8 protein-coding genes and 2 pseudogenes are annotated in these 16,270 nt (G+C 63.9%); 4 read left to right on the forward strand and 6 right to left on the reverse strand.

Annotated elements, in window-relative coordinates:
* Nucleotides 1-116 precede the first annotated feature (116 nt).
* Nucleotides 117-530 (reverse strand): hypothetical protein, encoded by a 414-nt coding sequence (locus tag ACWPXE_RS32270; protein ID WP_454021114.1) that lies wholly within the window; start codon nt 528-530, stop codon nt 117-119.
* A 219-nt stretch (nt 531-749) separates the two neighbouring features.
* Here ACWPXE_RS32270 and ACWPXE_RS32275 point away from each other — a divergent pair.
* Nucleotides 750-932, forward strand: a pseudogene (locus tag ACWPXE_RS32275) (transposase); the annotation flags it as partial.
* Nucleotides 933-971: 39 nt separating this feature from the next.
* On the opposite strand, the gene ACWPXE_RS32280 reads toward ACWPXE_RS32275, so the two are convergent.
* Both ACWPXE_RS32280 and ACWPXE_RS32285 read right to left on the reverse strand, forming a co-directional pair.
* Nucleotides 972-2,171, reverse strand: a complete 1,200-nt coding sequence (locus ACWPXE_RS32280) for an IS256 family transposase (protein ID WP_454021115.1) — start codon at nt 2,169-2,171, stop codon at nt 972-974.
* Between the two features lie 173 nt (nt 2,172-2,344).
* Entirely contained in the window at nt 2,345-3,403 is a 1,059-nt protein-coding gene (locus ACWPXE_RS32285) for an IS630 family transposase (RefSeq protein WP_454017415.1), read from the reverse strand.
* Between ACWPXE_RS32285 and tnpC the strand changes: the two are divergent.
* Together tnpC and ACWPXE_RS32295 are read left to right on the forward strand one after the other, a co-directional pair.
* A pseudogene (gene tnpC, locus ACWPXE_RS32290) lies at nt 3,402-4,055 on the forward strand (IS66 family transposase); the annotation flags it as partial. The gene ACWPXE_RS32285 and the pseudogene tnpC sit on opposite strands and share 2 nt — an antisense overlap.
* Nucleotides 4,006-4,275, forward strand: coding sequence for a transposase domain-containing protein (locus tag ACWPXE_RS32295; RefSeq protein WP_454021116.1), 270 nt, complete (start codon nt 4,006-4,008; stop codon nt 4,273-4,275). The pseudogene tnpC and the gene ACWPXE_RS32295, both read left to right, overlap by 50 nt.
* On the opposite strand, the gene ACWPXE_RS32300 is transcribed toward ACWPXE_RS32295, so the two are convergent.
* Together ACWPXE_RS32300 and ACWPXE_RS32305 are read right to left on the reverse strand one after the other, a co-directional pair.
* Complete coding sequence (locus ACWPXE_RS32300) at nt 4,224-4,376, reverse strand: hypothetical protein (protein WP_454021133.1); 153 nt, start codon at nt 4,374-4,376, stop codon at nt 4,224-4,226. The two genes, ACWPXE_RS32295 and ACWPXE_RS32300, sit on opposite strands and share 52 nt — an antisense overlap.
* A 37-nt stretch (nt 4,377-4,413) precedes the next feature.
* The gene (locus ACWPXE_RS32305; RefSeq protein WP_454021117.1) at nt 4,414-8,520 is read right to left on the reverse strand and encodes a glycosyltransferase; all 4,107 of its coding nucleotides are present in this window, start codon (nt 8,518-8,520) and stop codon (nt 4,414-4,416) included.
* A gap of 859 nt (nt 8,521-9,379) precedes the next feature.
* On the opposite strand from ACWPXE_RS32305, the gene ACWPXE_RS32310 reads away from it, so the two are divergent.
* Nucleotides 9,380-13,792: a glycosyltransferase family 2 protein gene (locus tag ACWPXE_RS32310; protein ID WP_454021118.1), complete on the forward strand. Its 4,413-nt coding sequence runs from the start codon at nt 9,380-9,382 to the stop codon at nt 13,790-13,792.
* Here ACWPXE_RS32310 and ACWPXE_RS32315 read toward each other — a convergent pair.
* Nucleotides 13,753-16,266, reverse strand: a complete 2,514-nt coding sequence (locus ACWPXE_RS32315) for a glycosyltransferase (RefSeq protein WP_454021119.1) — start codon at nt 16,264-16,266, stop codon at nt 13,753-13,755. The two genes, ACWPXE_RS32310 and ACWPXE_RS32315, sit on opposite strands and share 40 nt — an antisense overlap.
* Nucleotides 16,267-16,270: the final 4 nt, after the last annotated feature.

Genomic DNA, 16,270 nt, shown 5'->3' on the forward strand with positions numbered 1-16,270 from the left:
ACAGAGACCCGATTCGGTCGTGAGAAGAAGGGCGCTTTCGCTCGTCATGAGCGTGCTGTCCGGGCGACACGGCGCCCGCATCATGGTCATCAGTCCCAGGGAAAAACGGGCCAGCATCATTCCATCTCCGAAAGGTACAGAGTGCAGTTGGCCGCCGCGGTGATCGCCGCGAAATGGGTGTGCCGGTCCGTCTTGCCGCCGCCCAACGACAGCGTGCACCAAATGCCATCGGGAAAGTAATGATCGCCCGAGGACGCCTGCACTGTGCCGTTCCCCGATCTCAGGAACACAGGGCCGGTGGCGAACAGGGCCACCACGCGGGTGTCCGGATCGAAGGGACCGAGGCGGCCGCTCGTCGCCGTCACCGCTAGGGCATGACTGCCGCTGGGCTTCAGCCGCAACGCGGGAATCGGCACACCATCGGCATCGCTGGGAATTTGAGTGGTCATCAGAAAACTGGCCCTTTCCGGTTGGCGTTGGAGGGGATGCGGCAGATTCTGACCGCCCTGCAAAAGGAATTTATTCAGCAAAATATCCTAGGATGTCAATCCTATTCGTTTGCTGCCACACCGGACATGGAGACATCCGCACCGTAAGCAGCTGTGGAACGCCGCCTTGTTGGTGGTGAGAAAGTAGGTGAAGAGCGGGTCTACGGAGGCTCCATTGGAGTCCAGAAGGAGGCTCGCTTGATGCAGAGGGTCGAGGTGATCACCGGCAAGGAGCGGCGCCGGCGGTAGAGCGAGGCGGAGAAGGCGCGGCTGGTGGCGGAGACGCTGGAACCGGGTGCGATCGTCGTCCATGTCGCCCGCCGGCATGGGGTGGCGGAAAGCTGCCTGTACACGTGGCGCCGCCAGCTGGTCGGCGGGATGGTTGATCCGCGGCCGGGTGATGACGCCGCGCTGCTGGATCGTGCCCCGAGGCGTGGTGTCTGAGGGGGCGTAGGTGCTGTTCGGCGAGTTGAAGCCGCCGGTCTACTCCACTGCAATCGGCAGCGGGTCAGCGGCGTGAGGGTGGCACAGCTCGGTCAGGCTTTCCATGGTCATGTAGCGCCGGCACACCGCCCACTCGTCGTGTTGCTCCAGCAGCAAGGCGCCAACCAGCCTGCGAACCGCCCCCTCGCCAGGGAAGATACCAACGACGTTGGTGCGCCGCTTGATCTCGCCATTCAGGCGTTCCAGAGGGTTCGTGCTGTGCAGCTTGGTGCGCAGATCCTTCGGGTAGGCCATGTAGGCCAGCACGTCGAACTCCGCCTCGTCCATCAGCGCCGCCAGCTTGGAAAAGCGCGGCCGCAGGCTGTCGGCGACCCGGCGCCACTGCTCGTGCGCCGCCTCGGCGGTCTCCTGGGCAAAGGCGGTGCGGATGGTGGCGGCGACCATCGTCTGGTGCGCCTTGCCGACGCAGGCCAAGAGATTCCGCATGCAATGAACTCGACAGCGCTGGAGGGTCGCGCCCAGCACCTTGGAGGCGGCGGCCTTCAGCCCGAGATGCGCGTCGGCGATCATCAGCTTCACACCCCGCAGCCCCCGGCGGGTGAGCGAGCGCAGGAAGTCGCTCCAGAAGGTCTCCGCCTCCGACAGCCCAAGGCCGAGCCCCAGCACCTCGCGCCGGCCGTCGGTGTTGACGCCGATCGCCAGTATGGCGGCGAGCGAGACGATGCGGCCGTCCTGGCGCACCTTCACATACGTCGCGTCCAGCCACACGAACGGCCAGTCGCCCTCCAGCGGGCGGGTCAGGAAGGCGTGGACCCGCTCGTCGATCTTCTCGCACAGGCGGCTGACCTGGCTCTTGGAGATACCGGTCATGCCCATCGCCTTGACCAAGTCATCGACGTTGCGCGTGGAGATGCCCTGCACGTACGCCTCCTGGATCACGGCGATCAGCGCCTTCTCCGCTGTGCGCCGCGGCTCCAGGAAAGCCGGGAAGTAGGAGCCGCGTCGCAGCTTGGGGATGCGCAGATCGATGGCGCCGGCGCGGGTCTCCCAGGTTCGCTCGCGGTAGCCGTTGCGCTTGGTCAACCGCTCGTCCGAGCGCTCGCCGTAACCGGCGCCGGTCAACGCCTCGACCTCCAACTCCATCAGGCGCCGAGCGGCGAAGCCGACCATCTCGCGCAGGAAGTCGGCGTCGGCGCTCTTTCCAATCAGTTCGTGAAGAGCGATCCTGTCCCCGGTCATCGTGTCACTCCGTCTCGGTTGATGGTCGTCAAGCAACCTCAACTTAGCCGAAGAGCACGGTGGCCGCCCGCTCCCGGACGGCTGGCCCGCCTGCGCCAGCTATGGGGACCGCTCCGGCGGGCCAGCCTCACGTCTCATACCGATGGCGCATGAAGGCTTCCATTGCTTGGAATTCATGCGAATTGCGGCCACCAGTGGAACCATGTGGCGGCGCGGATACGGTCGGGATCATCGGCGAGACCGCAGCAGCGATCGGCGAGTGCTTGATCGAGGGCATCGAGATCCTCGAAGTAGGTGTTGGCGATCGTCTCGTTGGTCAGTGGCCAGAGATGCTCGGCGGGCTGCAATTCGGGGGAATACGGGGGTAAGAACTCCAGCGTGATGCTCTCCGGGATGTCCAGCGAGCCGGCGACATGCCAGCCCGCGCCATCGAGGACGATGAGCACCTGCTTGGTGGGCCCGGCCCCGACCTCGCGGGCAAAGGCGTCCAGGATAGCACCGAACATGGGCGCATCGAGGCCATCGACGAGAAACCAGATCACCTGTCCGGTGCTCGGCCGTACGAAGCCCGCGAGATACATCCACTCGAAGCGCTGGTGGCCGCGCGCCACCGGCCGGCGGCCGCGCGGCGCCCACACTCGGCGGAGCACCGGCTTCAGCCCGACGCGATGCTCATCCATCGCCCACACCTCCAAGGGTGTGTCCGGGTCTTCCTGCTGGAGGGCCTGCACACGGCGGCGGAACCGGGCCTTGAAGACCTCCTGGGCCAAGGGATCGGCTTCGGCATGGCGGGGGCGCGGTATTTGGCGGGTGAAGCCGAGCCGGCCCAGATAATCGGTGCCGCGCCGGGGTGAGACGAGCCGGCCAAGCATGCCGGCGATCCACTGGGCGACCGAGTGGCCCGTCCACAAACCGCGGCCGGGCGGCGGATCGGCCAGGCTAGTCCTCAGGCTTTGTCGCTGGTTTTCGTCGAGCAGCGGTCTGGCGCCGGGGTTGAACTGGCGCTGGTCACCCAGCCCCGCAACCCCGGCCTCGTTATAGCGTCCCACGATGACGCTGACCCAGCGCGGCGTGTACCCCGTCACCTCGGCCACGAACTGGGCCGAGCGCCCACTGGTCAGCAGCCAGATGATTTGCAGATGCGTCCGCTCCGTCGCATCCGTCGCGGCCTTGTACAGCCGATGCAGCTCATCGGCGTCAAGGTGATGAACCAGGTGAACCTTGCTGCCCATGCCAAATCAGGTGGATCGGGCTCGCCTCAAAGGAAGCCTTCACACGCCGTCGGTATCAGACACCACTCGGCGGGACACGGCCGGCAAGACCCGCACCGGGCGGCTGTGGGTCTACGCGCGCGACGACCGGGCCTGTGGCGACGACGCCGCGCCCGCGGCGCTCTACTGCTACACACCCGACCGCAAGGGCGAGCATCCCCAGCGCCAGCTCGCCGGTTGGAGGGGCACGCTGCAGGCCGACGGTTACGCCGGCTTCAACGCCCTTTACGAGGCCAGGGGCGGCGATCCGCCGGAGATCATCGAGGTGGCCTGCTGGGCGCATGTGCGGCGGAAATTCTTCGATATCCATCAAGCCCACAAGGGAGCCGCCGCCAACGAGGTGCTGGAGCGCATCGGCCGCCTCTACGCCGTGGAGGAGCGCGTGCGCGGCCAGCCGGCGGCCCGGCGTGCCACCGCGCGTCAGGCCGAGGCGGCGCTGGAGATCACGGCATTGCGCACGCAGCTGGACCAGTTGCTCCGCCAAGTTCCAGGCAAGTCCACCCTGGCCGAGGCGATCCGTTACGCGCTGTCCCGCTGGCCGGCGCTGACGCGCTACCTCGCCGATGGCCGGTTGGAGATCGACAACAACATCGCCGAGCGCGCCATGCGCGCCGTGGCCCTTGGGCCGCAAGAACTGGCTGTTCGCCGGCTCGGACGGCGGGGGCGAAGCCGCCGCGGTGTTCTACACCCTCATCGAAACCGCCAAGAGCAACGGCCACAACCCGCGCCTCTGGCTCACCCATGTCCTGGAGGCCATCGGGCGTGAGCGCGACCTCACCGATCATGATGCTCTTCTGCCTTGGGCCATGCCACCAGAACCAGCAACCTCCTGAAGGGCGTTCCCCAGCCGCTTACTCCGCACCCGGACACCATCACCCGCACCGGAAAAACCGGAAATGAAAAACGGCATGACGGTGCCGTTGCGCACCGTCATGCCGTTTTCATGTCTGCCCGCTTGGAACGGGAACCGGTTACCGCGCCAGGGCGACCGCCTCCACGATCTTCAGCATCGTGGCTTGGAAGTTCGCCTCGCTGTACCGCTGGCTCTGCTTCATGGCCTGCACCATCCGGGAACGGCGTTCTTCGGCGGGACGCGCGAGCTGTTCCTTCAGCTTGCCATAAGCGTCTTCCATCGTTTCGAAGGTGGCGCCGACACCTGTCTCGGACACGATTTCCGCCGGCCCACCCCATTTGTAAACCAGCGGGAAGGCGCCGTAGCCCATGGCTTCAACCACCGTGATGCCGAAATGCTCGACCTGTTCCGGCTTGAAACCCGGGTAGCATCCCATTCCGCAGGGATGCACGTAGAGCAGCGCGTTGGTGAGCGCGGTTTCGATTTCCGACCGCGCCGCGTTCATGCGCAACTGCGCCTTGATCCGCGTCGCCTGCTCGACAAGGCCGGCGAAGAAGGCTTGGTCATCGGCGCTGCTGTTCAAGCCGCCATACAGTTCGAAATTTACAGGCAGCTTCTCGTTCTGGGCGCGTTCGGCAAGGTGCAGGACAATGTCCTGGCGCTTGTTGTGACCACCGGCCATGAAGCGGCCGATGTTGACGGCCAGGGCCTTTTCCGTGTCCCAAGGCTTCTCGGAGAGAATCCGGGCCTGCTGCTCCTCGCTGGGAACGGGAACCGGCGGGCTGAGCACGTAAACGGGCCGGGGCGCGACGTTGTAGACCTTCAGGAGCTTTTCGACCGCCCCCGCCGTGTAGCGCGAGTTCACCACAACAGCGTCATAGCCGTGAATGCGCTTGATCGAGAACGGACCGGTGTGGTGGAGCGGGAACGGATACTGGCAATGGAAGATGTTGCGCCTGCCAAATCCGGGAGACGGAGGTTCGATCTCGTTGCCCATCGAGACGTACAGCTCCGGCCGCGGCCAGTTGGCGGTGTCTTCCAGCGTGGCGGTGTGGAAGCGGCCCGGCCGGATGGCCAGATCGTCCATGGTCATGGCCAGACGGGCCCGGCTGACGTTGTTGGGCGTCAGGAACCAGACCTCGAAGATGTTGGACAGCACCTGCGTCAGGCTGAGGATGTAACGCTCGCCGCCACCGACGCGGATTTCATAGGGGGAATAAACCCACGCCACTGGTTTCCCCGAATAGCCGGGCCGGACATCCAGCGGCGTAAGGACTTCGTAGCGACTGGCGGCGGCATAACGAGTCGTCGCTTCCGCGGGCAGCGCCAAGCCCCCTTCCTCGAACACGCCGAACCAGCGCTTGCGGAACTTGGTCTTCTGGCGGTCGATCACCTCGAGCATGGAGCGGCCGAGGAACTCGGATGTCGACGCGTTCTCGAAGTGGAAGGCGAACGCCCCGCGATGGACCGCCACCCGGTACCCCTGGGCACGGACGCGGACGCAAAAATCGGTGTCCTCGAAGTAGAAGGGCTCGAACAGCATGTCGAAGCCCAGCACCTTGCGGGCGACCTCCTTGCGCAGCAGGCAGCAGGCCGCCGAAGCGTAATCGCAGACGCGGACCTGGTCGCGCTTCGAGAAGATCCGGTGAAAGTCTTCGAAGGAGACAAACTTGGATTCCTGGATGACCTGACCGCAGCCCGAGATGATGCCGCCGGATTCCTGCACCCGGCGGTCGGGAAGTAGCAAGACCGGGGCCAGAAGACCGATGTCCTTGTCCTGTTCCATAGCGCCGACAAGACGCTCCAGAGTCTCTCGACGGACCACCGCGTCGTTGTTTAGAAACAGGATGTAGTTTCCGATGGCGACGTCGAGCGCAACGTTGTTGCCTTCGCCAAAGAACAGATTTTTCCGGTTCGAGATCACGCGGACGCCGGGCAGGCGTGCCAGATACCGATACAGCAGCTCAACGAAGAACGGCGAGCTGCCGTTGTCAACCACAAGCACCTCCGAATTGCTGCCGGCAACGGCGACCCAGGCGGAATAGGCGCTCAGCAGCGTGTAGATCGGCTTGTTGTAGTTGAGGATGATGATGCTGAGGAGTGTCTCGCCTTCCGCCATGGCCGGCTGCACCGCAGCAGAGATGCTCGGGACATCCGGTCCGGCCTTATGATCCGGAAGTTCGCCGAGACGGATGGCTCCCACCAGAGTGTGCAGGTCGTTCATGGTCGTCAGTGGCTTTTTCAGCACAGCGACTTCGTCGGCCTGCATCAGGAAGCCGATCATCGCCTCCTGCAAATGCGGGTGGGTCGAAATCCAATCCTTCTTCAGGGCATCGATGATGAGCCGGGCGTCACCGGTGTAAACATACCCTCCCATGCACATCAAATGCCGCAGATGCATCAGGTCGATGAAGGGAGACGGCGAAAACCGGCTCTGGTCATTCGACTGAACAAACATCGTCAAGGGGTCAGTTTGACTATAGATTTTGTCGACCGATCGCTGATCGACAAGGTAATATTTGGCGTCGAAAAGCGGATGAGGATCAATGCCGAGCTTCCACCCCTCCATCATGTAATGATAGACGGGCGCCTGATCCAAAGAAATTCCATTCAACTCACAGGATTTTTTGTAAAAATCGACATCGAAAAGCGAAATCGGAGAGATTTCTCCCTTGTGAAGGGAAACAAGAATATCGGCATTCTTGACCGAATTGTATCGGGCTTCCGCGCGCAACGCGACGATGTCAATCAGCGGATACCAGTCCTCCGCTGTCCGCCGTTCCAAGAAGTCGAGATAAGCCAAGTCGGCACGGGGGACCGGTTGCTGATCAAGCGACTTCGGAACGAAAAGAAGGTGGGGTTGAAGCTGCCGCTTCCGGCCATAGAGGATGTAATGCAGAAGAGGCGGAAAGCAGGAAGCCGCCGCATCGGAGTTCAGATAGACGTAATGGCGATCATCGAACAGCGGTCCATGCAGGACACACCGCCCCTTGATGTAATCGATGATCGCGTTGCTCGCCCCGACTTCACCGTCGGCGGCATCCGACGCCTTCCAGACCAGGGAACCGGTGCTGAAAAGACGGCGGAAGATGGCCCAATCCTCATGGAACAGAGCCTCGTTGCGCATAAAGACGTCCAGGAATTCATCCAGGAACGTGGTGTCGCCTCCCGTCGCCAGGGATGACGCCATCAGCATCGAGAAAAGCTCGATGTTCGTCATGCGGATGGAGCATTCCACGATCTGCTCGACACGGATGCCTTCCTCCACCGTCAGAACGGCGACGGCAGCGGGCGACTGGGGGTCCTGCATCACGCGGGCGAAGAGGATGCGGGCAATCTCCGGGGTCAGGCTGACGCTCGACCATTGCGCGGCGAAGCCGGGAGCGCAGGAATGGCCAACAGCGTTCTCGACATCGCCCCTGGGCATGTTGGCCAGGAACTGTCGAAGTTCGATTCCCAGGAAGACCAGTTTCAGGGCAACATGCTTCGTCAGAGCAAACGGGTCGAAACACCAGCCGACGACCCCTTCCTCGTCAACCCGCTCCAGAGCACCCCGCAGCACGCTTCCGTTGGGGGACGCGACACCCAGAACGATGTCGTCGAGCAACGCCGAGCATTGCGGGCTCGGATCGTTCCCTGCGCCTCTCTCGACCGCAGCGTCCCCATCCTTGACAACAAGATGATGGAGGATCTTGAGGACCGCTCCGTTCGTCAGGCCATAACTGCCCTGACCAATCCGCGGCAGCAGGACGCCATCCTCGGCGATCATAATGTCCAGCACCGCGGGCGCCTCCAGATTCACCTCGGCAAAGGGCCGGACGATCTCCAGTTCCTGGACCGTGATGCGGCAGTTTTGCAGAGGAAAATTGAACCCTGGCATACAGGGTTGCCCAACAACAGCCTGGACGTCCGGTCGAGATTGCAGAGCAGCCGTTTCGCCGATCACAATACCATGAAACAACACTTTAAGGTAAATTTGATTAGAAAACCCATGCGTATCTATGCACCATCCACCAATGCAGCTTTGATCGATGCGCTCAACACAGCCACGGAACTGCGGGCCCTGTGAAAAATTCTGCAAATCAAATGAACAATATTCATGACTTTCGACGATGCTCAAAGGAAAACCTGCACTCTTTTTCACTTCACCCGCTTGCCTATTGCTGGGGCGGTTCGTCCAATTGATCGCCTCTACCGAATCAAGGCCAAAAGTCGATTCAGCCATCACACACAACTCCGAATTAGTGCATTACTTGGACTTGATACGCCGCGACTGATAGCCCGCCCGGCACTGTAGAGAGATGGGAGCACGGAAGCGCACATGTACTCCGCCCTATCGACGCTTGGCAAGCGCACATCGATATACAAGAACTTCCAGTTAACAGGTTACTAACAAACCTCTGCCAAGATTGGGGAAGGCTTAAAAAAAACACGCGTTTTTCCAGCCGGCGCAATGCAGGAAGGCAATGTCAGGTACAGGCAATGGTTCATTTCGGGACAACGAAACCATGCCGCCTGGAGAGAGCCAAAGCCATGCTGGACCATTTCAGAAATGTAACGCGGGACATCCTTCACCGTGCCTCCTCCAGAACAGGGATCAATGTTTTGGATGATGAATTTTTCTTACAGGACCTCTCTCGCAAGTGAACGCTGGATGAGGGCACGCCATTCCACATGTTTGTGCCATCACGCCGCGCCTGGCATCCGCCCTTCGGAGGGCACCATGAGAAATGACAGCAGCCTGTTTGCGATGGACGGAGAGGAAGAGGGATATTGATGCACAAAGACAATATTTTTACTATCTACCTTTGCCCTAAAGCATATCCTATGGGGATTGGAAATTTCCGTGAAATTGAATCCCTACCAAGAAAAACTAAAAGAGAAATGAAGTGAAAAAGACAGGCATAGTATCAGGGTCTCTTGACTCTGTGACATTTGATGAAAATTTTGGCTTCATTGTGCAGGGGTGGTCTATAAATGATGGCGATTTGGCAAAAAAAGTCAAAATCACGGTTGTTTCCGAAGGACAGCCTATAGCACTCTCATCCGCACGCTATTTTCGCCGCGACCTCCTGGAAGGCGGGATGGGCGCCGGGTTCCATGCCTTTTCCATCCTCATCCCCACGGAACGGGTGTCCAGTCAGAACGCGCCGGTCGTTCACGTTCTCGGCGATACTACGCTGATCGGCAGCGTCTCCCTCAGGGGGCACCGCCTTGATGGACATGGCCGCACTCCACCCCGTCTGGCCGAAACAGGACTTTCTCCGGAGCATTGGCCGGTCGACGTGATCGGGCATGTAGCCCTGCTCGCCAACGGGAAGGTCTTCGACGCGCTCTGGTACGAGCGAGCCTATCCAGACGTGACCGGTTGGTGCAACGAAAATGCCGCGTCGCCTTACCTGCACTATCTGTCCATTGGTCTTGCGCAGGGGCGCTTTCCTCACGTTCCCATGAACGAGTCCTGGTACATCGAACGCTATGGCAGCGCCATCCGGAACATGGCTGACGTCCAGGCCAGGACCGTCGCCGACCATTATCACATCGCCGGAAGCCTCTTCGGCTTCGACGCCGTTCCGGGTTTCGACGAACAGACCTATCTGGACCGCAACGACGATATCCACCCCCTGGTGCAGGAGCGCCATTTTGTAAGCGGATACCAGCATTATCTGCTCCATGGGGCCGCCGAAGGCCGCGGCACGGGCTCATGGAGCGCGCTGCCCACGCTTCCTCCCCAACAACTCCTGGGGACACCGGAATTCGCAAACCTTGTCCAGGGCGCCGACGCCCATGGCAAAAGCACCGCGACCGGCCGGAACTGGGCGGCTGAGAAAGCCGCGGGCGCCGCCGTGGATCCGACCTTCGGCAGCTTTGCCGAAAGCCTCTACCAGGCGCATCGCCCCGATGTGGCCGGCGCGGTTTCCAGGGACGAACTCCCATCCGGGGCCGAGCATTGGCGCCATTACGGGCTGCGCGAGGATCTGGCCGGAACCACGCCGCGCCTGCCTGGTTATTGCGAACACCGCTATCTCGTGAACAACCCGGACGTGTCGGAGGCGATCGCCGGCGGCGACACCCCCTCGGGCTATCATCATTTTCTCAGCTATGGGCTCGCGGAGAACCGCAAGGGCGGACTCGACACGGGAGAACCCGCGCCGAGGACCTTCTCTCCCGCCGGCATCCTGAGACGGATCGCGGAACGGGACGGCTGGCCGACGATCTCCATCCTGATGCCGGTCTACCAGACGCCGGAGCGGTGGCTGCGCGCTGCCGTCGGGTCCGTCCTGGAACAGCTCTATCCCTTTTGGGAGCTGTGCATCGTCGACGACGCCTCCCCCAGCCCGCACATCCAGGAGCTGTTGCGGGAGTTCGCGGCGCGGGATCCCCGCATCCGCGTGGCTCACCGGCCGTCCAACGGCGGCATCGCCGCCGCGTCGAACGCCGCGCTCGCTATGGCCGGCGGCGAATGGCTGGCCCTGCTCGACCATGACGACCTGCTGACGGCGGACGCGCTTTATGAAATCGCCGCCGCCATCGTCGCCCACGACCCCGACGCCGTCTATTCCGACGAGGACAAGATGAGCGTCGACGGTCGTTTCTACGATGCGACCCACAAGCCGGGCTGGTCGCCCGAGCTGCTGCGCAGCACCATGTACATTGGGCACCTGACCTGCTACCGCGCGTCCATCGTCCACGAGGCCGGAGGATTCCGCAGCGCGTACGACGGGACCCAGGATTACGATCTGGCGCTCCGCGTCGCCGGGATCACCGACCGCTTCGTGCATGTTCCGAAGATCCTGTACCACTGGGTGGCCATTCCGGGATCGAGCGCCGAGGTCCTGTCGGCCAAGAGCTACGCGGTCGAACGGCAGAAGACGGCCATCGAGGAGGCCCTGGCCCGGCAGGCGGCCACCCCCTTCGAGGTGCATCCGCACTGGTCGGCTGGCAACTGGCGCGTCGTCTACGCGCCACCCTCGCCCGCCCCGCTCGTCAGCATCGTCATCCCCACCGCGGGCCGCAAGGGCACCGTCTCAGGGGCGTCGGTCGACATCCTGCGAAACTGCATCCTCAGCCTTTTCGGCAGCGAATGCTATGAGCGCTTCGAGATCGTCGTCGTGCACAACGGCGAGTTGGACGCCACAGCGCTGGGCTTTCTACGCGCCTTTCCGAACCTGCGCGAAATCAACGCCAACCGCCCGTCCTTCAACTTCTCGGAGCGGGTGAACCTGGGGGTGGAACAGGCACGCGGCGACTATGTCCTTCTGCTCAACGACGACATCCAGGCCATCTCGAAGCACTTCCTGCGCGACATGGTGGGGCTGGCCAGCCAGCCGGGCGTCGGTGTCGTCGGTCCGCGCCTGCTGTTCGCCAACGGCACGATCCAGCATGTCGGCGTCCTGCTTCCCAACGGCGTGCCGACCCACGCCGTCATCGGCGAGCATCGTCTGACCTCCGGGCCGCAGGGAATCGCGCAACTGACGCACAACGCGGCCGCCACGACCGCCGCCTGCCTTCTGGTGTCGCGCGCTCTCTACCAGGAGGTCGGGGGCTTCGACACCGGCCTCAGCCTGAACTACAACGACGTCGATTTCTGCAACAAGGTGCGCGCGAAGGGGCTGCGGATCGTCATCGACCCCGCCATCGAACTCTACCATTTCGAATCCCTGTCGAAGGAAGGCACCTTCAACTGGGAACTCCAGGAATTCGTGAAGCGCTGGGGGATCGAAGCCGACCCGTACCTCAACCCCAACTTCTCCACGACCAATCCCTTCTACGAGATCGAACGCACCCCCGCCACCACCCCCGTCCGGGACGTGGAGGCCCAGATCCTGGCCCGCATCGCGGCGGCGCGGACCCGGCCACAGATGGCCGAGACGATCCGCTTCTCCTTCTTCATGAGCATCTACAAACAGCCGCTCCGGTTTCTGCGCGAGATCGAGAGGACGATCCTCAACCAGTTCTACCGGAACTTCGAATGGGTGATCGTGAGCGACGGCGACCACCGTCCTGAACTGCTCGACTGGCTGCGCGGCGTGGCCGTCCATGACAACGTGACGGTGATCGTGAGCCCGGAGAACAAGGGCATCATGGCCGGCTATGGGCTGGCTTTCCAGGCCACCCGCGGCGACTATGTCCTGCCGGTCGATGCCGACGATTTCCTGACGCTCGACGCGCTCCAGGTGATGGCGGAGCACATACATGCCCACGGCTTCCCGGCGATCCTCTATTCCGACGAGTTCAAGAGCGATCCGCAGTCGCGGCTTTTCTCCCCCTTCCACAAGCCGGGCTTCGACCGGATTCTGCACACCAACATCTGCTTCACCTGCCATCTCTGTGCCCTGCGCCGCGACGTGGCCGTGCGGATCGGCGCCTACACGGACCCGAAGGCGACCTGGAGCCACGACTGGGACACCTTCACCCGCGTCGAACGCGCCGGATACGGCATCGTGCATGTGCCGCATCTCCTGTACGCTTGGCGGATCAATCCCGGCTCCACCGCGTCCGCCGAAACCAGCCTGAAACCGGACGCGTTGCACAGCCAGCGGCATGTTCTGGAACGGCATCTGGCCCTGACCGGCCAAGACCGGACGCTGACCGTCGCCATCAACAACCTGTTCCCCAAGCCGGGGATCTGGCGGCTGGCGCCCAGGGACGGGGCCGGGTGCGGCATGGCGCTGGTGATCGCGGCCGACATGATCGCGGCCGACAGGGACGACGACGCGGCGGTGGACATGGTCACCGCGGTTCTGGCGCAACGGAACTGCCCGATCGCGTCGGTCCGGATACAGGTGTCCTCGCCGGCAGACGCGGCGGTCCTGGCGGCGGGCCTGGAGAGGGCCGGGGTGCAGCGGTGGCCGGCGCGCATCTCCCTGCACAGGGACTCGTGCGCCATCCTGCTCGCCGAAGCCTGCGCGGATGGCGACGCCGTGGCTTTTCTGCGGACGGATTGCCGTCCCGGAACCCCGGATTCCTTGCTCGAACTCGCGGGGTTGTTGAACGGAGTTGGCGAGGCGGTCGCCATCGGAGGCCGGATTCTCGATCCCGACGAGCGGGTCGCCTGGGCCGGTGGTTTCTTCGGCCTGGGAGGGTTCCTGGCCACCGCCGACTACGGTCGCCCGGCCGGCGACGCCGGCTATCACGGCATGCTGTTCTGCCAGCGGTTCGTGGACGGCGTGTCGCCAAGCCACTGGCTGGCCCGCGCCGGCTTCCTGCGCGATCTTCTGCGCCGGCTCCCGCCCGACACGCCGGCGGCTCAGATCGCGAGCGCCATCGCGCTGCACGCCCATGCGGAAGACAAGAGGACGCTCTACACGCCCTTCAGCGTTTGGCATCTGACGGAACGCACCCATGTCCAGCCGCCGCTTCCCAGCAAAGCCGTGCTCGCCAGCCTACCGGGCCCGGTGCCGCGGCGGAGCCGGTGGTACAGCCCCCGTCTGCATCCGGCGGCGGCGCTTGGCTATCAGCCCCGTGGGTATGACGGCGACGATGAGGGAGGCTGATCCACAGACGCCCTCACCACGCCAGCGGTTACCGTCAGCAGGGCCGACAGCGCCGCCTCCGGCGTCGGCGACGAGACGATGAAGCCGTTGGACCAGTGGCGCAGCCGCTCCGCCGGGGCACCGATGTCGAAGACGCCGACCGGCAGGCCCAGCCCGGCCACCTCGTCCAGGACATAGCAGTAGGTTTCCGGCCAGACCGACGGCAGGAAGACCGCGTGGCAGCCACGCATGGCGAGACGCCGCGCCAGATCGTCCGGCTCGTAGCGGCCGTTGTCGTGGAAGCGCGGGGAGTCGATGGGCCGGTCGATGTTCCCGAACAGCTCGAACCGCAAGGGAAGTTGGTGGGTGTCCGCCAGCCGCACCATCGCGTCCAGGATCTTGGAGCCCTTGGCCACGTTGATCCCCCCGATGACCGCCACGCGGGCCAGCGGTGCCGCCGCCGGTGTCGGCAGCGGCGAGACGATGACATGATCGGCCAGATGCGGGATGATCCGGACACGCTCGTCGCGCAGTGTGAAGGCCCGCCGCACCACGGCGAGCGCGCTTCTGGAAAAGAAAACGTGGCGGTCGGCAAGGTCGAAGAAATCCTGCCAGGTCCGGCGGTACGCCTTGATGTCGAAGCTCCCAGCGGCCGGACCGTTGTCCCCCTCCCGCCGGCGGAAATGCCGGTTGGCCGGGGCGCATTCCCGGCAGCGTTCCGGCGACGGCACGCCGCAGAAGCGGTCTTCGGCGTCGATCAGGTTCAGGGATGGGCAGACCGGCAAGTAATCATGATGCAAAACGCGCAACGGCACCCGCTGCCCGCTCCGAAGCGTCCGGATGAACTCCATCAACGCAACGGCATTCGGATGATCGACCAGCGAACTGACCACAATCTCGGACAGCGGCAGGGCGGAGACCAGAGAGCCGAGATCGGCGAGGCCGTTCGCCGGAAAACGGAAGGTGGCTTCCTTGTGCAGCAACTCGATGTCCACCGCTTCGTCCGGCATCCCCAGCACCGGCTGCCGGGTGGGGCGGACGAGCAGAACCGCCTGCCCCTGCGCATGAAGTCGCGCGATCTCCTTGGCCCGGAAGGTGGCGGCCCCGCCGTGCCCGGCGTGGTCGAACAGCAGCACCGTCCGCGGCCGGGCGTCTTCCTGCAAAATCCGGACGGCCGCCGCCGCGCGTACGGGGCGCAGCGGGTCGGCGCGGATGAAGTCCTGGACCTCCGCGTCGAATTCGGGATAGCGCTGCCGGATGATGTCGCCGGACGCCTGAATCTGGGCCTTCTTCTCGTCGCTGGAAAAGCTGCCGCCGTGCCGGTGGTGGACATAGAGATTGGGCACCGCGACGTTGACGAAACCGCGCCGCAAGGCCCGCCGGCACCAGTCCACCTCCTCGCCATAGCCGCGTCCGAAGGCGTCCAGATCGAAGAAGCCGATCTCCCGCAGCGCCCGCCGGTTCAGCGCCATGCAGAAGCCGACACCGGTCGGCACCTCCACCGGAGGCAGGTCCGACAAGGCCGCGAACGCCGCGTCGATGCGCTCCACCGTGGCGCCGAGAAAAGGCTCGTTGTCCTCGGGCATCGCGGGGAAGCCGCAGATGGTCCCGGCGTTGGTGAAGGGGGTGGTGCTGGCAATGGACGGCATCCTCTCGACCGGCCCGACCAACCGCTCCAGCCAGCCAGGCGGCACCTCCACGTCGGTGTTGAGAAGAACGACATGGCCATCGGGATTCAGGCGCGTCGCAACCTCCAATCCGGTGATGACGGCCTTCAGATACCCCTCGTTTGACGGCTTGGACACGACCGTCACGTTGTCCAGCGACGTGGCGAGAGCAATCAGGAAGGCGGTTATGCCGCGGTCGGGATTGCCGTCGTCGATGAAGACGATCCTGTGCCTGGGCTCCACCGTCTCGATCAGCGCATGCACCAGCGGGGTCAGGAACCGCTTGCCGCCATAAACCGGCACGATGATGGACACGGGTGCGGCGAGCGGAGGAGCGGGCGGGGCCTTATTCCCCGAAGCCGGACCGAGCAGGCCGAGCGCCTGGCGCGCCCCTCTCAGGGACGACGGCAGGGCCGTGGCGTAGCGCAACCCCCGCTCGGTCAGGAAACGGTAGTCCACCGCCGCCGGACCGCGCTCGCAGGCGACCTGCCAACTGCGCAACGACAGCCCTTCGCGCAGCATCAGCGGGACGAGGCACTCCTCGTCCCCGGCGGTCAGTCGCAAAACGACGGCGGACGTGTCGAGCGGCAAAGCCGCGATCACCACGAACCCGGAATGGTCCGCCAGGGGATCGCCGAGGGCAAGGCCGACGTCGTGACGGTCGATCCCCGCCTGGACGTGGACAGCGGGAGGCCGTTTCCCACGGTCGATCACCACGTCGAAAGCGCAGGCGCCATGCCGGCTGTGAAAGGCCCAGCCTTCGATCCGCAACTCGGTCCCGACCTCGATCCGCTCGATGAAGTAGCCGAACGCTCCACCCGTGGTCATTGTC

The sequence above is a fragment of the Azospirillum sp. Marseille-Q6669 genome (genome assembly GCF_965111635.1).